General features: G+C 66.3%; 17 protein-coding genes. 5 read left to right on the forward strand and 12 right to left on the reverse strand.

All coding sequences use genetic code 11. The features are described 5' to 3' along the window. Positions 1-192 precede the first annotated feature (192 nt). A complete protein-coding gene (gene rutR, locus ACSQ89_RS02525) occupies positions 193-921 on the forward strand; it encodes an HTH-type transcriptional regulator RutR (protein ID WP_436295057.1) in 729 nt (242 codons plus the stop codon). Positions 922-934: 13 nt separating this feature from the next. Here the strand turns inward: rutR and rutF are convergent, their stop codons facing one another. Genes rutF through rutA form a run of 6 tightly spaced genes read right to left on the reverse strand, consistent with a single transcriptional unit; the run spans position 935 to position 5,167 of the window. Next, positions 935-1,429 (reverse strand): NADH-dependent FMN reductase RutF, encoded by a 495-nt coding sequence (gene rutF, locus ACSQ89_RS02530; RefSeq protein ID WP_093104945.1) that lies wholly within the window; start codon positions 1,427-1,429, stop codon positions 935-937. Positions 1,430-1,445: 16 nt separating this feature from the next. Then, positions 1,446-2,036, reverse strand: a complete 591-nt coding sequence (locus ACSQ89_RS02535; RefSeq protein WP_093104947.1) for a malonic semialdehyde reductase — start codon at positions 2,034-2,036, stop codon at positions 1,446-1,448. Beyond that, positions 2,033-2,833 carry a pyrimidine utilization protein D gene (gene rutD, locus ACSQ89_RS02540; protein ID WP_436295058.1) on the reverse strand — a complete coding sequence of 267 codons (801 nt, stop codon included), beginning with the start codon at positions 2,831-2,833 and terminating at the stop codon, positions 2,033-2,035. The genes ACSQ89_RS02535 and rutD overlap by 4 nt, the downstream gene beginning before the upstream one ends. Positions 2,834-2,835: 2 nt before the next feature. Further along, positions 2,836-3,228, reverse strand: a complete 393-nt coding sequence (gene rutC, locus ACSQ89_RS02545) for a pyrimidine utilization protein C (RefSeq protein WP_436295059.1) — start codon at positions 3,226-3,228, stop codon at positions 2,836-2,838. Between the two features lie 29 nt (positions 3,229-3,257). After that, positions 3,258-4,037 carry a pyrimidine utilization protein B gene (gene rutB, locus ACSQ89_RS02550; protein WP_436295060.1) on the reverse strand — a complete coding sequence of 260 codons (780 nt, stop codon included), beginning with the start codon at positions 4,035-4,037 and terminating at the stop codon, positions 3,258-3,260. A 17-nt stretch (positions 4,038-4,054) separates the two neighbouring features. After that, complete coding sequence (gene rutA, locus ACSQ89_RS02555) at positions 4,055-5,167, reverse strand: pyrimidine utilization protein A (RefSeq protein ID WP_436295061.1); 1,113 nt, start codon at positions 5,165-5,167, stop codon at positions 4,055-4,057. 244 nt (positions 5,168-5,411) lie between these two features. Here rutA and ACSQ89_RS02560 point away from each other — a divergent pair, with 244 nt between their 5' ends. Genes ACSQ89_RS02560 through ACSQ89_RS02570 form a run of 3 tightly spaced genes read left to right on the forward strand, consistent with a single transcriptional unit; the run spans position 5,412 to position 7,423 of the window. Beyond that, complete coding sequence (locus ACSQ89_RS02560; protein WP_093104961.1) at positions 5,412-5,864, forward strand: YybH family protein; 453 nt, start codon at positions 5,412-5,414, stop codon at positions 5,862-5,864. A gap of 1 nt (position 5,865) precedes the next feature. Further along, positions 5,866-6,840, forward strand: coding sequence for a YheT family hydrolase (locus tag ACSQ89_RS02565; RefSeq protein ID WP_093104963.1), 975 nt, complete (start codon positions 5,866-5,868; stop codon positions 6,838-6,840). Between the two features lie 40 nt (positions 6,841-6,880). After that, complete coding sequence (locus ACSQ89_RS02570) at positions 6,881-7,423, forward strand: DUF2946 family protein (protein ID WP_436295062.1); 543 nt, start codon at positions 6,881-6,883, stop codon at positions 7,421-7,423. Positions 7,424-7,489: 66 nt separating this feature from the next. Here ACSQ89_RS02570 and ACSQ89_RS02575 read toward each other — a convergent pair whose 3' ends face one another. The 4 genes from ACSQ89_RS02575 to ACSQ89_RS02590 form a co-directional block, all read right to left on the reverse strand. Next, a complete protein-coding gene (locus ACSQ89_RS02575; RefSeq protein WP_436295063.1) occupies positions 7,490-8,107 on the reverse strand; it encodes a c-type cytochrome in 618 nt (205 codons plus the stop codon). Positions 8,108-8,199: 92 nt separating this feature from the next. Continuing rightward, on the reverse strand, positions 8,200-9,618 hold the full coding sequence (locus ACSQ89_RS02580; RefSeq protein WP_436295064.1) for an efflux transporter outer membrane subunit: 1,419 nt from the start codon (positions 9,616-9,618) through the stop codon (positions 8,200-8,202). Next, positions 9,611-12,775, reverse strand: a complete 3,165-nt coding sequence (locus ACSQ89_RS02585; RefSeq protein WP_436296074.1) for an efflux RND transporter permease subunit — start codon at positions 12,773-12,775, stop codon at positions 9,611-9,613. Before ACSQ89_RS02585 ends, ACSQ89_RS02580 begins: the two co-directional genes overlap by 8 nt. Before the next feature lie 13 nt (positions 12,776-12,788). Further along, entirely contained in the window at positions 12,789-14,063 is a 1,275-nt protein-coding gene (locus ACSQ89_RS02590) for an efflux RND transporter periplasmic adaptor subunit (RefSeq protein ID WP_436295066.1), read from the reverse strand. A 146-nt stretch (positions 14,064-14,209) separates the two neighbouring features. Between ACSQ89_RS02590 and ACSQ89_RS02595 the strand changes: the two genes are divergently transcribed. After that, the gene (locus ACSQ89_RS02595; RefSeq protein WP_436295067.1) at positions 14,210-14,866 is read left to right on the forward strand and encodes a TetR family transcriptional regulator; all 657 of its coding nucleotides are present in this window, start codon (positions 14,210-14,212) and stop codon (positions 14,864-14,866) included. Positions 14,867-14,979: 113 nt separating this feature from the next. Here ACSQ89_RS02595 and ACSQ89_RS02600 read toward each other — a convergent pair whose 3' ends face one another. Both ACSQ89_RS02600 and ACSQ89_RS02605 read right to left on the reverse strand, forming a co-directional pair. Then, positions 14,980-17,184, reverse strand: coding sequence for an arylsulfatase (locus tag ACSQ89_RS02600; protein ID WP_436295068.1), 2,205 nt, complete (start codon positions 17,182-17,184; stop codon positions 14,980-14,982). Between the two features lie 189 nt (positions 17,185-17,373). Next, positions 17,374-18,042: a TetR/AcrR family transcriptional regulator gene (locus ACSQ89_RS02605; RefSeq protein ID WP_093104985.1), complete on the reverse strand. Its 669-nt coding sequence runs from the start codon at positions 18,040-18,042 to the stop codon at positions 17,374-17,376. Positions 18,043-18,261: the final 219 nt, after the last annotated feature.

Consider the following 18,261-nt stretch of genomic DNA (forward strand, 5'->3'; position numbering starts at 1 on the left):
GTCCATGCCAGTTGGACCAAATGGACAAATGCGCTTTGCTGCATCGGCGTGGTGCGCGGGCAGCGGTGCGGCACGGCGAATGCGTGCGCTGGGTGTGTTGCCATGGTGCGTACCATGGGCGGTATGGCTCGTGCATGCGGGCTGCATCGCAGACAACGAGAATCCCGGGTGGAGAAAGAAGCAAAGCAACACATGCCGAAAACTCGCAGCAGCAGCATCAAGCCGCCGTCCGTGCTGGCCGTCGAAGCGCCGCCATCCAAGCGCGTGCATCCGAAGCGCGCGCCCGTGGCGCGCAGCGTCACGTCGGTGAACCGGCGGCTGCGCCAGATCGAGGACAAGCGCGCGGCGATCCTGCGCGCGGCGCTCGGGCTCTTCTCGCGCTTCGGCCTGCACGGCACCAGCGTCGACCAGGTCGCAGCGCGTGCGGATGTCTCGAAAAGCAACCTGCTCTACTACTTCGCCAACAAGGAGGAGCTCTACGTCTCGGTGCTGCGCGAGTTGCTCGCCGTGTGGCTGGAGCCGCTGCGCGGCTTCAGCGCCGAGCAGGACCCGCGGCAGGCGATTGGCGACTACATCCGGCGCAAGCTGGTGATCTCGCGCGACCAGCCCGATGCCTCGCGCCTGTTCTGCCTCGAGATGATCCAGGGCGCGCCGCTCTTGCGCGACGAACTCGATCGCGAGCTGCGCGACCTGGTGACGCGCAAATCCGAAGTGATCCGCGCCTGGGTGGCCGCCGGCAAGCTCGCGCCGGTCGATCCGCATCACCTGATCTTCGCCTTGTGGGCCACCACGCAGCACTACGCCGACTTCGGCGTGCAGGTGCAGGCCATCACGGGTCGTACGCTGGATGACCCGGAGTTCTTCGAAGAGACGGTGGACAACGTGCAGCGCATCGTCTTGAGCGGCATCACCACGCGCTGAGCGCGCCGCGCGCTCAGTGCGGCGCGGCGACGATGTCGTGGTAGCGGCGGTCGAAGTAGATCAGGCCGTGCGCGGTGCCGCCGATCGCGATCGCAACGGCCTCGCAGAACAGCACGTCGTGGGTGCCCACCCGCGTCACCTGCGACACGCGGCAGTCGAAGGACACGGCCGCGTCCTCGAGCACCGGCGCACCGGTGCGCTTGCGGCTCCAGCGGCCCGCGGCGAAGCGCTCGTCCATCGGCGTCTTGCCGCCGAACAGGCCCGACAGCGCCTGCTGCCCCGCGGCCAGCGCGTTCACGCAGAGCACGCCGTTGGCCTGGAAGGCCGGGTAGACCGAGGCCGAGCGATTGAGGCAGACCAGCAGCGTCGGCGGCTCGTCGGTCACGCTGCACACGGCCGATGCGGTGAAGCCGGCGCGGCCGCCGGGGCCGTCGGTGGTGATGACATGCACGGCCGCGCCGAGGCGGGCCATCGCATCGCGGTAGTCGCTCTTGGGCAAGGCGTTCATGGCGGCGGTGCTTTCCTCAGGCGAGCGCGCAGGCTTCTGCGAAATCCAGGCGCGGCAGGCGGCCGAACAGCTTCGAGGGGTCGCCGTGGCCCAGGTTGATCAGGAAGTTGGTGGTCCAGGGCGTGCCGGTGAAGAAGGCGGCGTCGATCTTCGCCCTGTCGAAGCCGGACAGCGGCCCCGCATCCAGCCCCAGCGCGCGCGCGGCGAGCAGCAGGTAGGCGGCTTGCAGCGTGGCATTGCGAAAGGCGGTTTCGCGGGCGGCCTCGACGCTGCCGGTGAACCAGCTTCTGGCGTCGGCATGCGGGAACAGGGTGGGCAGCTTGTCGTAGAAGGCGCTGTCCCAGGCCGCGATCACGGTGACCGGCGCGCTCATCGTCTTCGCCAGATTGCCCTTCGACAAGGCCGGCGCCAGGCGCGCCTTGCCCTCGGGCGTGCGCACGAAGACGAAGCGGCCCGGTGAACAGTTGGCCGAGGTCGGCCCGGTGCGCGCCAGCGCGTAGACCTGTTCGAGCAAGGCGTCGGAGACCGGCTCAGGGCGCCAGCCGTTGTGCGAGCGGGCCTCGGTGAAAAGAAGTGCCAGGGCGTCGTCGTCGAGGGAGGGTTTCATGCGGGGACTCCAGGTGCGCCCACGCGCGCCAGGAAGGCGAGCAGGCTGCGGTTGAAGAGCTCGGCCTCGGTCACGCTGTGTGCATGGCCGCCATGGGGCACGCACTCGAGGCTCGCGTGAGGCAGACCCTCGGCGAGGCGCTGCGAGCAGGTCCAGGGGACCAGCACGTCGTCGGTGGCGGCTGCCACCAGCGCGGGCGCGGCGATCTCGACCAGCCGCGCGTCGACATCGAAGGCGCGCAGCGCACCGATGCGCGCGCGCATGTTGGCCTCGCCGGGGAAATGCGCGAGCGCATGCTCGACTTCGTCGCCCACGCGCTGCGCGTGGGCGGTGCACCAGGCGGCGGGGTAGAGAAAGATGGGCTGCGCCTCGACATAGGCGCGTGGGCCGCAGGCGCCGAGCAGCGCCAGGCGCGCGTCGAAGCAGCGGGCCGAATGCGGATTGGGCTTCGACCACGCGTTGACGAGCACGAGGCTGGCCACGCGCGAGGGTGCGTCGAGCGCGAGCTGCAGGCCGACCAGGCCGCCGAGCGCGTGGCCCACCAGGTGGCAGCGCGCCGTCGAGGTGGCGTCGAGGATCTCGATCACGTCGCGCGCCATGTCGGCGATCGCATAGTCGGCCTGCAGGTCGGCGGGGCTGCGGCCGGTGCCGCGCTGGTCGTAGGCGATCACGCGGTGGCCGGCCCCGATCAGTGCAGCGAGCTGCGGCTGCCAGAAGCCCGCCGAGCCGCCGAGGCCCGAGGACAGCAGCACGGCCTCGCCCTCGGCCGGCCCGTGCGCCTCGTAGTGCAGCGGCATGCTCAGGCCTTCTTGCCCACGTGCGCGATCGAGGCGATCTCGATCAAGGCGTCGGGCTTCACCAGCCCGCACTGGATGCAGTAGCGCGCCGGCTTGGTGCCGGGGAAGAACTCGGCGTAGACCGCATTGATCTTCGCGTAGTCGGCCCAGTCCTTGATCATGATCATGTTGAAGGTCACGTCGTCCATGGTGCCGCCGGCGGCCTCGACCACGCCCTGGATGGTGGTGAGCACATGGCGCGCCTGCGCGCTCGCGTCGCCGACATGGACCACGTCGTTGTCCTTGTCGAAGGGCAGGGTGCCCGACACGTAGAGCACGCCGTCGGCGAGCGTGCCGGGAACGTAGGGTGCGAGCGGCACGCCGGTGCCGGGCGGGATGATGGCTTGCTTGGGCATGGTTCGTTGCTCCTTTCGGGAAAGTGAAATCAGGCAGTGGCCGCTTCGGCCGCTGCGGGTTGGGTGGCGGCCTCGGGCGCGAAGGTGCTGCAGAAATCGTCGACCTTCGAGACCCAGCCGAAGAAGGTCTCGACGTTGTAGACCGCGGCCTGCCGGATAGCGGGCCCGCCGAGCTCGTGCGTTGCGTCTTCGAGCATCACGGCGAAGTACTCGAGGTGGAAGGCGTCGCGCAGCGTGGACTCCACGCACACGTTGGTGGCAATGCCGGTGAAGACCAGGTTGCGGATGCCGCGCGCGCGCAAGCTGCTGTCGAGCGTGCTGTTGAAGAAGCCGCTGTAGCGGGTCTTGGGAATGACGATGTCGCCGGCCTGCGGCCGGAGCGAATCGACGAGCGCGTAGTCCCAGCCGCCCTTGGCGAGGAACTTGCCTTGCAGCTCGGGCTTCTTGCGCATGGTCTTGAGCGCGTTGGACTTGTACCAGTTGGGCGAGCCGGGGCCGCCGGCTTCCACGTAATCGGCGTCCCAGCCGTTCTGCAGGAACACGACCAGCATGCCGGCCGCGCGCGCGGCGGCGATGGTGCGCGCGATGTTGGCGATCACGCCCTGCGCGCCCGAGATGTCGAAGCCGGCGGTATCCACATAGCCGCCGATCGAGGCGTAGGCGTTCTGCATGTCGACGACGATCAGCGCCGAGTTGGCGGCATGCAGCGCCAGCGGTTCGGGCCGGGCGGGCAGCACCAGCGGCGCGGGCGCGCCCGGTGCGTTCGGCACGCCCACCGGCGTGCTGGAGGCGATGGTGGTGTTCTTCATGGCGGGGTCACTTCGAATCAGGCGGCCAGGCGCTCGACGGCGACGCGCGAAGGCACGGGGCTCGCGATGTGCGTGCGGCTTTTCATCAGCGGCTGGATGTGCTCGCCGAAAGCCTCCACGCCGAGCACGAAGTCGTCGAAGGTCAGCAGCACGCCTTCGGTGCCGGGCACCTCGGCGACTTCGTCGAGCAGGCGCGCCACCGTCGCATAGGAGCCGACGAGGGTGCCCATGTTGATATTGACCGCCGAGGTCGGGTCGGCCATCTGCCGCACGTTGGTGTCGGCGCCCGACTTGGTGTCGGCCGCGCTCTGCTGCGTGAGCCAGGCCAGCGCTTCCTGGTCGGCGCCGGCCTTGTAATGCTCCCACTTGGCGCGCGCGGCTTCGTCGGTGGCATCGGCGATCACCATGAAGAGCACGTAGGAGGTCACGTGGCGGCCGGTCTTCTTCGTCGCCTCGATGAGCTTCTCGGCCGCCGGCGCAAAGGCCTTGGGCGTGTTGACGCCCTTGCCGAAGCAGAAGTTGTAGTCGGCGTACTTCGCGGAGAAGTCCATGCCGGCGTCGCTCTGGCCGGCGCAGATCACCTTCATGTCGGCCTGCGGCTTCGGGCTCACGCGGCAGTCGTCCATCTTGAAGTGCTCGCCCTTGAAGTCGGACTGCCCGGTGGTCCACAGCTCGCGCAGCACCTGCACGTATTCCGACAGGTACCGGTAGCGGGTCGCAAAGAATTCGTCGCCGGGCCACATGCCCATCTGCGAGTACTCGGGCTTCTGCCAGCCGGTGATGAGGTTGAGCCCGAAGCGGCCGTTGGAGATCGAGTCGATGGTGGAGGTCATGCGCGCCACGATGGCCGGCGGCATGACCAGCGAGGCCGCCGTGGCGAAGAGCTTGATCTTCGAGGTGACGGCGGCCAGCCCGGCCATCAGCGTGAAGCTTTCTAGGTTGTGATCCCAAAACTCGGTCTTGCCACCGAAGCCGCGCAGCTTGATCATCGAGAGCGCGAAGTCCACGCCGTAGTGCTCGGCCTTCTGCGTGATCTGCTTGTTGAGTTCGAAGCTCGGCTTGTACTGCGGAGCGTTCTCCGAGATCAGCCAGCCGTTGTTGCCGATGGGGATGAAGATGCCGACGTTCATGCGTTGCGCTCCTGGACCGAAGGTGAGGGATGGGCTGTGGGCGCAACGCCGAAGGACGCGCGCCGACGGTCTTACGCATAGGCCGTGCCATTTGGTTAAGTCTTTTAAAATCAACCACTTGCAGGTTTCCGTCGGTAGAGGTTGGACCAAATGGTCCAAAATGGAGCGTTTGGTCTGTGCGGTCGTGGCCGGCTTTGGTGCAAGGACCCCGCACAATCACCGTCAGTTGCCTGTTTCCTCTTCCATGCCCAAGACCAAACTCCGCGCCGCTGCCGTCGGCGGCACCGCCGACGACGTCGAGGCCGCCTTCTACGAAGCGCTGCAGCGCGGCGATATCGATGCATTGATGGTCTGCTGGGCCGACGAGGACGAGGTGTTCTGCGTCCATCCCGGCGGCCCGCGGCTGGTGGGCACCGAGGCGATCCGCGCCGCCTTCGAGCACATGTTCGCCAATGGCGCGATCCACGCCACGCCGGCACGCGTGCGCCGGGTCGAATCGCTCGCGAGCGCGGTGCACAACGTGCTGGAGCGCATCGAGGTGCTTACCGCCGAGGGGCCGCGCCATGCCTTCGTGCTGGCCACCAACGTCTATCACAAGACCGCCCAGGGCTGGCGCATGGTGGCGCACCATGCAAGCCCGGGCAGCGTGCACGCGCCCGAAGACGAGGACGACGCTGCCCCGCAGACGCTTCACTGACATGCAATACGTCGCGCCCCTCTGGCTGCCCGGCGGCAACCTCCAAACCATCTGGCCCGCGCTCTATGCGCGGCGCGTGGAGGCCCCTTTGCCGGCCTATCGGCGCGAGCGCTGGGGCACGCCGGACGGCGACTTCATCGACGTGGACTTTCTCGATGCGGCCGGTTCCGGGCCGAAGCCGCTGCTGATCCTGTTCCACGGCCTCGAGGGCTCGTCGAAGAGCCACTACGCCGAGGCTTTCGCGGCCTTTGCGATGGTCCGCGGATGGGACTATGCGGTGCCGCATTTCCGCGGCTGCAGCGGCGAACTCAATCTCGCGCCGCGCGCCTACCACTCGGGCGACTATGAGGAGATCGGTTGGATCCTCGGGCGCTTGCACGCGCAGCATGGCGGGCCGATGCTGGCGGCAGGTGTCTCGCTTGGCGGCAATGCGCTCTTGCGCTGGACCGAAGAGGCGGGTGACGAGGCCTCGAAGCTGGTCAGCGCCGTGGCCTCGATCTCGGCGCCGCTCGATCTGGCCGCCGGCGGCATGGCGATCGGCCGCGGCTTCAACCGGCTGGTCTACACGCGCATGTTCCTGTCGACCATGAAGCCCAAGGCGCTGGCCAAGCTGGCCCAGCATCCGGGCCTGTTCGACCGCGACAAGCTCCTCGAGGCCCAGGATCTCTACGCCTTCGACAACGTGTTCACCGCGCCGCTGCACGGCTTTCGCGACACCGACGACTACTGGACGCGGGGCTCGGCCAAGCCGCATCTGCACGCGATCCGCATTCCCGCGCTGGCGGTGAATGCCACCAACGACCCCTTCGTGCCGGCGGCCAGCCTGCCGCGCCAGGACGAGGTCGGCCGCCACGTCACGTTGTGGCAGCCGGCCCATGGCGGCCATGTGGGTTTTCCGCTGGGCGCGCCGCCCGGCCATGTGCGCGGCATGCCGGAGCGCGTCGGCGGCTGGCTTGCACAGCATTTGAGCGCTTGAACTACAGCCGCGCGGCCCGATCCGCGCCAGAATGAGCGCCATGGACGACATCGTCAAACAGGCGCTCGCCAAGTGGCCCAACGTGCCGCACTGCTACGGCTGGCTCGGCCTGGACGCGCGCGGCAACTGGTACATGCGTGACGACCGCACCCAGGCCATGGGGCCTTTTCCGGTGGCCAAGGGCTCGCTGCTCAAGCACGACAAGCTGATCGATTTCATCCAGCGCAACTACGAACACGACGAGCGCGGCCAGTGGTTCTTCCAGAACGGCCCGCAGCGCGTGTACGTCGAGCTCGAAGCTGCGCCGTGGATCTGGCGCGTGGCCGAGGACTTCTCGGTCCGTTCGCACAGCGGCTTGGGCGTAGAGCCCTCGGCCTGCCTGCTCGACGAGGAGGGCAAGCTCTACCTGGTGGCGCCGCTCGGCCTCGGGCTGGTCCATACGCAGGACGTGGGCGTGGCGGCCGAGGCGGTCGAAGCGGGGCGCTGGGCGCCGGAGAACGTGCGCGCCGCGGAACTGCCTGCGCGCTTCGGCCATGTCATGAGCCCGGCCGCGGGCCAGCCGGTCAAGCAGCCGGCGCACTGAATCCATCTCGCGCGCCAATGAAAAAGAGCCCGTATGCGGGCTCTTTGTTCGAGGAGATGGGCTTTCTTACTTGGCCGCTGTTGCAGCCGCCGGTGCGGCCGCGGCATTGGACGCCGCACCCTCGGGTGCCGCTGCCGCGGGACGGTCCGGCACCGGGAACTTGGCGCCGCCCGAATTGGCCAGGTAGGCCACCGCACGGCCGATCTCGACATCCTCGAAGTCGCCGCCGCCCTGCGGGGGCATGGCGCCCTTGCCCTTGAGCGCATGCTCGAGCAGCGTGGCGTAGCCCTGGCCGATGCGCGGGCCCCAGGCCGCGGCATCGTTGAGGTGCGGAGCGGTCGGGATGCCGGGCGCGCCGTGGCAGGCCACGCATTGCGCCTTGAACACGGCTTCGCCGGCGGCGAGCGGCCGGTTGGCATCGCGGATCTCGATCGAGCCGACCTTCTTGAGGCGTTCGGCGATCTCGCGATCGCGCGCTTCCTTCGACACGCCGTAGAGCGACATGTTGTCGCCTTGCGCATCGCCCGAGGGATGGGTGCCGGAGACCACGTAGGAGACGAGGCCCGCGATGATCAGGATGGGAGCGATGAACGAGAAGAAGACCGCGAGGAGCAGCTGTTTCGGGTTCTTGATCGGGCCGGTGTGGGCGTCTTCTGTGGCCTGGTAGTGCGGGTCGTCGCTCATTGGCGTCCTCAATATCGGGGGCTCTTCGGGGGCGTTTTCGAAATCAACCGGAGATTATAGAGAGGCGCCCCGGGGGCGCCTCTCTGACCCTCTCATCGTGTAGCCCAGCCGCCGCCCAGTGTCTTGTAGAGCGCAACCTGGCTCTGCAACTGCAGCAGCCGGGTCTGCACCGCCGCCTGCTGCACGCTGTAGAGCGAGCGCTGCGAATCGAGCAGGTCGAGTGCGCTCGCGATGCCGTTGCGGTAGCGCAAATCGGAGAGCTTGAAGCGGACCTCCTCGGCGTTCGATTGCGCGCGCAGGGCCCGCAGCTGCTCGCCGAGCGTGGCGCGGCCGGCGAGCGCGTCGGCGACCTCGCGGAAGGCCGTCTGGATCGACTTCTCGTACTGCGCCACCGCGATCTCGCGGCCGGTCCGTGCCGAATCCAGCCCGGCCTGGTTGCGGCCCGCATCGAAGATCGGCAACGTGATCTGCGGTGCGAAGGACCACGCCTTGGAGCCCTTGTCGAAGAGGCCCGAGAACTCGCTGCTCGCGGTGCCGATCGACGAGGTCAGCGTGACGCGCGGGAAGAAGGCCGCGCGCGCCGCGCCGATGTTGGCATTGGCCGCGATCAGCTGCTGTTCGGCGGCGCGGATGTCGGGCCGCTCGCCCAGCAGGTCGGAGGGCAGGCCGGCCGGCAGGTCCGGCATCGGCGCGATCGCATCGAGACCGCGGCCGCCTTCGGTGGCCGCGGCCGGCACCGGCGCGCCGAGCAGCAGGGCCAGTGCGTTCTCATCCTGCATGCGCAGGCGCTGCTGCTCGGCGTAGGACGCACGCGCGGATTCGGCCAGCGTGTCGGCCAGGCGGAGGTCGATCTCCGAGACCACGCCGCTGTCGAAGCGCATGCGCGTGAGCTTCTGCGACTCCTCGCGCGTTACCAGGGTCTGGCGCGTGAGCTCGAGCAGCTGGTCATCCGCGATCAGCGTGAGCCAGCCGCTGGCGACCGCGCCGATCAGGCTGATCTGCGCCGCCTTGCGCGATTCCTCGGTGGCGAGGTACTGCGCCAGCGCCTGCTCCTTGAGGCTGGCGACGCGGCCGAAGAAGTCGAGTTCCCAGGCGGTGATGCCGAGGTTGACCGAATAGCTCGATGCCACGCTGCCGCCCACGCCTATCGCCTGGAGCGCGTTCGGGCTCGAACGCGAGCCGCTGGCCGTGAGATCGAGCGCGGGAAACTGGGCCGCGCGCTGGATCTGGAACTGCGCGCGCGCCTGCTCGATGTTGAGCACGGACACGCGCAGGTCGCGGTTGTTGGCCAGCGCGGTCTCGATCAGCCTGGCGAGGCGCGGGTCGGTGAAGAAGTCCTGCCAGGCGAGCGTGGAGGCGGGCGATTGCGCGCTGCTGGCGGGCTGCGCGCCCGGGTAGACGGCCGGCACGGGCGCGGCAGGGCGCTCGTACGCCGGGATGAGCGAGCAGCCGGCCAGCACCATGGCTGCGGCGCCGGTCAGCGCGGTGGAGACGAATTTCTTTTTAGTCATGGGCTGGGGCTTCCTCGATGCCTGCGGCTTGCGCGTGGCGCTTGTCGACCTCGTGCTGGCGCTCGCTGCCCTTGAACAGGCTGCGCACCACCACGAAGAACACCGGCACGAAAATCACCGCGAGCGCGGTGCCGGTCACCATGCCGCCGATCACGCCGGTGCCGATCGCGCGCTGGCTCGCCGAGCCCGCGCCCGTGGCCAGCACCAGCGGCAGCACGCCGAGGCCGAAGGCCAGCGAGGTCATGATGATCGGGCGGAACCGCAGATGGGCGGCGGCCAGCGCCGACTCGACCACGCCCTTGCCCTGCGCCTGCAGGTCCTTGGCGAATTCGATGATCAGAATCGCGTTCTTCGCCGACAGGCCGATGATGGTGATCAGGCCGACCTGGAAGTACACGTCGTTCGAATAGGCGCGCAGCAAGGTCGCGAGCAGCACGCCCAGCACGCCCAGCGGCACCACCATGATCACGGACAGCGGAATCGTCCAGCTCTCGTAGAGCGCGGCCAGGCACAGGAACACGGCCAGGATCGAGAAGGCGTAGAGGATGATCGCCTGCGCGCCGGCGAGCTTCTCTTCGCGCGACTGGCCGGTCCATTCGTAGCCGAAGCCCGGCGGCAGCTGCGCGGCGAGCTTTTCGATCTCCGCCATCGCGGCGCCCGAGCTGTAGCCTGGCGCCGCCGAGCCCGAGATGCGGACCGCGGGGTAGCCGTTGTAGCGCACCGTCTGCTGCGCGCCGGTGATCCAGCGCGTGCTCGCGAAGGCCGACAGCGGCACCGGCTCGCCCTTGGTGTTGCTGGCGTTGAGCCTGAGCAGGTCGTCAGGTTGCATGCGCGCCTGCGCGTCGGCCTGCACCACCACCCGCTGCAGGCGCCCCTGGTTCGGGAAGTCGTTCACGTAGGTCGAGCCCAGCGCCGTCGACATCGTGCTGTTGATGGCGTCGAAGCTCACGCCCAGCGCGTTCGCCTTGTCGCGGTCGAGGTCGATCTGCAGTTGCGGCGCGTCTTCCAGGCCGTCCGGGCGCACCTGCGTCAGGATCGGGCTCTTGCCGGCCATGCCGAGCAGCTGGTTGCGCGCGTTGACCAGCGCCTCGTGGCCCGCGCCGCCACGGTCCTGCAGGCGGAAGCTGAAGCCGCTGGCGTTGCCGAGCTCGGGGATGGGCGGCGGCGACAGCGGGTAGATGAAGGCATCGCGGATGCCCGACAGCGCCCCGAAGGCGCGGCCGGCCACCGCCTCGGCCGAATGGCTCGGGTCGTGCCGTTGCTCCCAGTCCTTCAGGGTCACGAAGGCGAGGCCGGCGTTCTGGCCCTGGCCCGAGAAGCTGAAGCCCAGCACCCCGACCATGCTCTCCACCTCGGGCTGCTTCAGGATGTACTTCTCGACATCCTGCATCACCGACAGCATGCGCTCCTTCGTCGCACCCGGCGGCAGCTGCACGTTGACGATGATGTAGCCCTGGTCTTCCTGCGGCAGAAAGGAGGTGGGTAGCTGCCGGTACACCAGCACCACCGCGCCGATGATGGCCACGTAGATCACCAGGTAGCGCGCCGCGCGCTTGAGGATGCGCGCCACCAGGCTCTCATAGCCCTTGGCGGTGCGGGCGAAGCTGCGGTTGAACCAGCCGAAGAAGCCGCGCTTCTCGTGGTGGTGGCCGGCCTCCACCGGCTTCAGCAGCGTGGCGCACAGGGCCGGCGTGAGCGACAGCGCCATGAAGGCCGAGAAGCCGATCGAGGCCACCATCACCGCCGAGAACTGGCGATAGATGTTGCCGGTGGAGCCGGCGAAGAAGGCCAGCGGCACGAACACCGAGATCAGCACCACCGTCACGCCGATGATGGCGCCGGAGATCTGGCGCATCGCCTTGCGCGTGGCTTCCAGCGGCGAGAGGCCTTCCGCGCTCATGATGCGCTCGACGTTCTCCACCACCACGATCGCGTCGTCCACTACGATGCCGATCACCAGCACCATGCCGAACATGGTCAGCACGTTGATCGAGAAGCCCAGCGCCAGCAGGATGCCGAAGGTGCCCAGCAGCGCGATCGGCACCACCACTGTCGGGATGAGCGTGTAGCGCCAGTTCTGCAGGAACAGGAACATCACCAGGAACACCAGCGCCACCGCCTCGAACAGCGTCTTCACCACCTCGGTGATGGAGATGTTCACGAAGCGAGAGCTGTCGTAGGGGATGGTCCACTTCACGCCCTGCGGGAAGTAGCGCGCGAGCTCGGTCATCTTGGCGCGGATCGCCTTGGCCGACTGCAGCGCGTTGCCGCCGGGAGCGAGCTGCACGCCGATGCCCACCGCCTGCTCGCCGTTGAGGCGTGCTGAGGTGGCATAGCCCTGGCCGCCGAGCTCGATGCGCGCCACGTCCTTGAGCCGGACGGCGGAGCCGTCGGTGTTGGCGCGCAGCACGATGTCGCCGAACTGCGAGGTTGTGGTGAGCTGGCCGTTGACCACCACGGTGGCCGCGATCGCCTGGCCCGCCACGTTGGGCAAGTCGCCGATGGTGCCGGAGGACACCTGCGCGTTCTGCGCGCGGATCGCCGCGTTGACCTCGGCCGCCGACAGGTTGTAGCCCTGCAGCCTGGCCGGGTCGATCCAGATGCGCATCGCGCGCTCGGTGCCGAAGAGCTGGGCCTGGCCTACCCCGGCCACGCGCTGCAGCTCGGGCACCACGTTGCGCGATGCGTAGTCGCCCAGCGCCGTGGTGTCGATCGCCGGGTTGTCGGAGGACAGCATCGTGAACAGCAGGAAGTTGTTGCGCGACTTGTCCACGCGCACGCCCTGCTGCGTCACGGCCGCCGGCAGCCGCGGCGTGGCGCGCGACAGCCGGTTTTGCACGTCCACCTGGGCGAGATCGGCGTTGGTGCCGGTCTCGAAGGTGATGGTGATGGTGCCGGTGCCGTCCGCCTGTGCCACCGATTCCATGTAGATGAGGCCCGGCGAGCCGTTCATCTCGCGCTCGATGACCGAGAGCACGCTGTCCTCCAGCGTCTGGGCCGAGGCGCCGGGATAGGCGACGTTGACGACGATGGCCGGCGGTGCCACCGGCGGGTACTGCGCGATCGGCAGCTGCGTGATGGACACGGCGCCCACCACGATGACGAACAGCGCGATCACCCACGCGAAGATCGGGCGGTCGATGAAGAATTTGGCCATGCGGGGACGCTCCTTACTGCTTCGCAGCGGGAGCCGAAGCGGCTGCCGCGGCATCAGGAGCAGCGTTCGCAGAGCCGGCGGAAGCCGGCGTCGGCGCCTTCCAGGGCACTGCCTTCACCGGCGCGCCGGGCGGCATCATCATCAGCTTCTGGAAGCCGTCGACCATGACCTGTTCGCCGGCCTTCAGGCCATCGAGCACGATCCACTGGTTGTTCTGGGCCGCGCTGATCTTCACCGTGCGCTTGTGCATCTTGCCCTCGGCATCGACCACCGTCAGCGTGTCGCCCTGCTGGGTGCGCGTGACCGCCTGCTGCGGCACGGTGATCGCGTTGCTGACCTGGGCCTGCTCCACCTTCACGCGCACGTAAAGGCCGGGCAGCAGCTCGCCCTTCGGATTCGGGACTTCGGCGCGCAGCGTGACCTGGCCGGTGGTGGAATCGACCGTCAGGTCGGAGAACAGCAGCTTGCCCGGCAGCGCGTACTCGCTGCCGTCTTCCAGCAGGATGCGCACGCTGGCCGCGTCGGCGCCGCTGGCGCGTTTGAACTGGCCGGCCTCCATCGCGCGGCGCAGTCTGAGCACGTCGCTGGCCGATTGGGTGAAGTTCACGTACATCGGGTCGATCTGCTGGACCACGGCCAGCGCGGTCGCATCGCCCTGGCCCACCAGTGCGCCTTCGGTCACCAGCGCGCGGCCGATGCGGCCGGAAATCGGCGCCGTCACGCTCGCGTAGCCGAGATTGATTCTGGCGGTCTGCACCGAGGCGCGGCCCACCGCAACATCCGCTTCGGCGGTCTTGGCCGCGGCCACCGCATTGAGATATTCCTGCTTGCTGACCGCGTTGGCTTCCACCAGCGGCTTGTAGCGCTCGGCCAGTGCCTTGGCCTGCACCGCATTGGCTTCGGCGCGCGCCAGGCTCGCCTCGGCGCTCTGCGCGGCAGCGGCGTAGGGCGCGGGGTCGATGCGGAACAGCGGCTGGCCCGCCTTCACGTCGCTGCCTTCGCGGAACTGCCGCTGCTGCAGGATGCCGGCGGCACGGGCGCGCACTTCAGCCACGCGCGAAGCTTCGAGCCGGCCGGGCAGCTCGGTCACCAGTCCGACATCGGTCGGCGTGGCGACCACCACGCCGACTTCGGGCGGCGGCGGTGCGCCGCCGCCACCCTGGGCGGCGGCGGCCGGTGCTCCGCTCTTGCCGCAGGCCGCGAGCGCAAGCACCGCAGCGACCGCGGCCGTGACGGCCGCGCCGCGCGGCGAAAACAACGAATGACGCGAGACATGCAGTACAGGCATGCGATTCCTTTGAGCAAAGAAGGGGGACGGTACGTCGCGGCGCGGGTGCCTAAAGCATCACGGCGAGTCAGGCCATCGGGAGGCCTTCTAGTTTACATACATTCATGCATGTATAGTCATTAACCTCATATCCATAAGGGGGCATAGTGGTCCGACGTACCAAGGAAGAGGCGCAGGCGACACGGCACCGGCTGCTCGATGCTGCCGAAGTGCTGTTTCAAAGACAAGGCGTTTCGCAGACCTCGCTGCAGCAGATCGCGCAGCAGGCCGGCGCCACGCGTGGCGCGATCTACTGGCACTTCAAGGACAAGGCGGACCTCTTCAACGCGATGATGGAACGCGTCACGCTGCCGCTGGAGGCGGCGACGCGTGAGGCGAGCACGACAGGCGAGGATCCGCTGGCGGCGATCGAGCGGGTGATGGTCCAGGCCCTGAGCCTGATGGTCAGCGATCCGCAGGTGCGGCGCGTGTTCGAGGTCGCCACGCTCAAGGTTGAATACACCAGCGACATGGACGCGGTGCTGCAGCGCCATCGCAGCGCGCGCAACGAATGCGTGGTCGATTTCGGCAATGCGCTGCAGCACGCGGCGCGCCAGGCGGACATTCAGCTGCCGATTCCGGTCAAGACCGCGGCCTACGGCCTGCATGCAGTGATCAGCGGGCTGATCCAGGACTGGCTGCTGGAGCCCGAGGCCTTCGATCTCGTGCCGGCCGGCCGCCACATCTTCCGCATCTACCTGGCTGGCCTGGGGTTCGAGCGCCCGTCGATGGTTGTCGACGCAGCCTGCAAGGCCGCCGCCTGATGGGCGATAATGACCGGCTCCGGTCGCTGGCCGGAGCCCCATCTCGCTGTATTTCAACGGATAGAATTCGGCCCTCCGAAGGCTGAGATCCAGGTTCGATTCCTGGCGGCTCGCTAGTCTAGGTCCACGATCAGGTAAGGGAGCTCGCCATCAAATTCGCTCTCTTCCAGCCGGTAGTCAGGCGACACGGGACTCACACTGTCGCCTCCGATGTTGAAGCCATTCTGATTGAGAAAGGTCTTTAACGTCCGATCGATGCGCCCGGTTGCCACTAAGAACCCATCAACTTCAATAGAGATTGATGCAGCTGAGCCAGGTTTCCTCTCGTCTAGATCGACCTTGGCGATCAATGTGTGGCGACCAGGTGAAAGCTTCACGCCAGTCACACGGCAGCTCATTGGAAAAATCGCGTTGTAGTAGAAAACCGGGACGCCGTGCAGGAAATAGAAAGCGTAGCCGTTGATCGAGCTGCCGTGACATGCGAGTACTCCGTGCCCACCATTCGCCCCCACGACGACGTCGCAGCTTATGCGAAACGAACGGCCTACTGTGTGAGGCGCTGCGTCGGCGTGCAGATTTCGCAAGCGGCGACGAAACTTGAATGAGTTGCGTGATGCTCCATGGCTGGGTCGTCCCTCGGCGCCTTCTGTTGGCGAATGAATGGGAAGAATTTTGCCTTCTGCCGCCAACATCCAAAAGAGCTCTTTGAGCTCCTGAAGTTTCTGCGGGCTTTGGTTCGCCAAATCAATCGACTGGCTATAGTCGTCACGCAAATCATAGAGCTCCCACCGTCGGTCGTCGGGTGCTCTGGTTCTTCTCAGAGCAAAACTTTCCCACGGATCATTCTCGGGAGTAGTGCACGCCATCCATCCGTCGTGATAGATCCCGAAGTTCTGCATCGATTCGAAGATCTGGGTTTTTCGACTGGAAGTTGCCTCGGGACTATCGAACGCATACAGCATGCTCACCCCGTCCAGGGGGTCTTGGACAACCCCGTTGATGGTCTTGGGCGGCTCGATGCCGGCAGCAGCCAGAACCGTGCTGTGAACATCCGCCACGTGATGGAACTGTGTCCGAATCGAGCCTCGATCGCTCAACCGGCTCGGCCAGGAAACTACCAGGCCATTTCGTGTACCTCCGAAATGGGATGCAACCTGCTTGTAGTACTGGAACGGGGAGTTGATCGCCCATCCCCAAGCGGCGGGGAAATGGTTGTATGCATCAGGTCCACCGATCTTGTCGATCAGCTCTAGCTGGTCTTCCAGCTTCTCCTCAAAGCCATTCGCCCAGGACTGCTCAAACAGCAAGCCGTTGAACCCTCCTTCCGCGCTGCCGCCGTTATCGCCTTGAATGAACAGAATCAAGGTGTTGTCGAACTCTTTCCAGTCCTTCAACGTCTGCACCACGCGGCCAAATTGGTAATCAAAGTGATCCAGAGCAGCGGCGTATGCCTCCATCAGTCGCGTGGCAAGAGCCTTTTGTTGGGCGGAGAGCGAGGCCCAGGCTGGCAGGTTGTCTGGGCGAGGCGTGAGAAGCGCACTTTCGGGAATAACTCCCGAGGCTTTCTGGCGTTCGAAGGTTTCCGAGCGGACGGCATCCCACCCGATGTCGAATTTCCCACGGTACTTCTGAAGCCATTTCCGCGGCGCATGATGGGGTGAATGTGCCGTACCAGTGGCGTAGTAGACAAAAAACGGCTTTTCCGGGGCGACGGCTTTCTGCTGCGCGATCCAATCGATTGCGCGATCCGCCATGATCTCGTCGAAGTGGCGAGTGTCACCCCTAGGGGGTTGCACATGAGACGTGTTCTCTACCAGATCTGGCGACCACATGTTTGTGTCAAAGCCAAGGAATCCGTAGAAATAGTCGAACCCCATGCCCGTGGGCCATCGATCGTAAGGCCCGAGCGGACCCATCTCCCATTCCGGTGTGATGTGGCCTTTCCCAAACATGGCGGTGCTGTAGCCATGAGCCCGCAGCACGTCGGCGATGGTCCCGGCAGATTTCGGAATGACGCTGGTGTAGCCATCGTAATACGACGGACGTGCGGTTACCCTCCCCATGCTCACCCGATGCGGATTGCGTCCTGTCAGGAGCGCCGCGCGCGTTGGTGAGCACATGGCAGTGGTGTGGAACTGAGTAAAACGTAGCCCGCCTAAGGCTAGAGCGTCAAGGTTCTCGGTGGCGATTGGGCCGCCGAAGGTGCTGCACGCCCCGTATCCAACGTCGTCAGTCAGTACCACGATTACGTTTGGCGCCCCCTTCCTGGAGGTGCTGCTGGCGGGCCACTTGCCCCTTCCTTGATTGACTTGGTGCATAGTCGCAGTAAAGAATGAGAATTATCATTCTGATTGTGGCTCAAAGTCATGCGGTGCGCAAGAAGCGGTGTTCATGCCCCGTAAGGCGAGGGTAGTCTTGCAGCGTAGTGGCCAGGGGCACTGTAGCTCCGCCGCGGGATTTCAGCCCCGATCGCAGCGCTCGCTTGCCGGGTCTCGTCTGCCGAACGACTACTCGGCGAGCAGGTAGGCCTTTACCAGCCGAAAAAGCTCATCACGGATCTGGTCATCATCAAGGCCCAGCGGTCCAGGGTTGTTGAGCACCGCGTGGACGAGCACCCCGGCCAGCGCCTGATAAGCAAACAGGATCCGAAGGCGACGCTCACCAGGCGGGACTGACGACAGGTAAGGGCTCAGTAGCTCGACCAAGATCACGCGATAGCGATCTCCCGACTTTTTGATGACTTCCCACATACCCTCTTTGCTGTGCTGCAAAGAGGCACGCATCACGCCGAGGTTCGACCGGAAGTTTCCAATCGCCTCGTCCACGATGGCACGGCAAAGGGCGTCGAGCGAGGACGCGCCAGGCGGGTGGCGAGCAACAAATTCCCGGATCGACTGTTCCGTTCGCATCGTCTGCACGCGCTGCAACGTCAGGAAGAAGTGCTGCTTGTCCTCGAATCGACCATAGAACGCACCCACAGTCGTCTTCGCGCTCGCGCAAACGGCCTCGATGGACAAATCTTCCAGAGAGCGGTCGTGGAGCAATTTGCGGCCAGCTTCGATCAGCGCGGCAGCTGTATTCGCACTGCGCTTTTGCCGTGAGGGCTTCATCTCAGGCAGGCACCCCTGGGAGGCCCATGCTTCGATCTCAGCTAACGGGATTTGGGAAGGTCGCATCGTGTCACTTTGTATAGAACTTTTGTGCCGGTCGTGTTCCGGGTCGCCTGAGTCAGGTCGAAACGGCTTGACACCCGCCAATAACAGAATAAGAATACTAATTCTGAATCCGCAAGCTTCTGAACCCGTTGGAGATGACTCCAGTTGCCGGATCGAAGCTGGTGGGCAAGTTTGTGGCTATCTGCTGGACGACGTCAGCTTAACTTTGTCAACACGCCT

This window comes from Variovorax sp. LjRoot175 (assembly GCF_964253805.1).
In the GTDB taxonomy this organism is placed as follows: Bacteria; Pseudomonadota; Gammaproteobacteria; order Burkholderiales; family Burkholderiaceae_C; genus Variovorax.

What these genes read in the sequence shown, in the direction of transcription:
- rutF (WP_093104945.1), bottom strand. Translation starts at nt 1,429, where the DNA reads ATGAACGCCTTGCCCAAGAGCGACTACCGCGATGCGATGGCCCGCCTC.
- ACSQ89_RS02565 (WP_093104963.1), top strand. Translation starts at nt 5,866, where the DNA reads ATGCAATACGTCGCGCCCCTCTGGCTGCCCGGCGGCAACCTCCAAACC.
- ACSQ89_RS02535 (WP_093104947.1), bottom strand. Translation starts at nt 2,036, where the DNA reads ATGAAACCCTCCCTCGACGACGACGCCCTGGCACTTCTTTTCACCGAG.
- ACSQ89_RS02580 (WP_436295064.1), bottom strand. Translation starts at nt 9,618, where the DNA reads ATGACTAAAAAGAAATTCGTCTCCACCGCGCTGACCGGCGCCGCAGCC.
- ACSQ89_RS02605 (WP_093104985.1), bottom strand. Translation starts at nt 18,042, where the DNA reads ATGCGACCTTCCCAAATCCCGTTAGCTGAGATCGAAGCATGGGCCTCC.
- rutC (WP_436295059.1), bottom strand. Translation starts at nt 3,228, where the DNA reads ATGCCCAAGCAAGCCATCATCCCGCCCGGCACCGGCGTGCCGCTCGCA.
- rutA (WP_436295061.1), bottom strand. Translation starts at nt 5,167, where the DNA reads ATGAACGTCGGCATCTTCATCCCCATCGGCAACAACGGCTGGCTGATC.
- rutD (WP_436295058.1), bottom strand. Translation starts at nt 2,833, where the DNA reads ATGCCGCTGCACTACGAGGCGCACGGGCCGGCCGAGGGCGAGGCCGTG.
- rutR (WP_436295057.1), top strand. Translation starts at nt 193, where the DNA reads ATGCCGAAAACTCGCAGCAGCAGCATCAAGCCGCCGTCCGTGCTGGCC.
- ACSQ89_RS02585 (WP_436296074.1), bottom strand. Translation starts at nt 12,775, where the DNA reads ATGGCCAAATTCTTCATCGACCGCCCGATCTTCGCGTGGGTGATCGCG.
- ACSQ89_RS02570 (WP_436295062.1), top strand. Translation starts at nt 6,881, where the DNA reads ATGGACGACATCGTCAAACAGGCGCTCGCCAAGTGGCCCAACGTGCCG.
- ACSQ89_RS02575 (WP_436295063.1), bottom strand. Translation starts at nt 8,107, where the DNA reads ATGAGCGACGACCCGCACTACCAGGCCACAGAAGACGCCCACACCGGC.
- ACSQ89_RS02560 (WP_093104961.1), top strand. Translation starts at nt 5,412, where the DNA reads ATGCCCAAGACCAAACTCCGCGCCGCTGCCGTCGGCGGCACCGCCGAC.
- ACSQ89_RS02600 (WP_436295068.1), bottom strand. Translation starts at nt 17,184, where the DNA reads ATGCACCAAGTCAATCAAGGAAGGGGCAAGTGGCCCGCCAGCAGCACC.
- ACSQ89_RS02590 (WP_436295066.1), bottom strand. Translation starts at nt 14,063, where the DNA reads ATGCCTGTACTGCATGTCTCGCGTCATTCGTTGTTTTCGCCGCGCGGC.
- rutB (WP_436295060.1), bottom strand. Translation starts at nt 4,037, where the DNA reads ATGAAGAACACCACCATCGCCTCCAGCACGCCGGTGGGCGTGCCGAAC.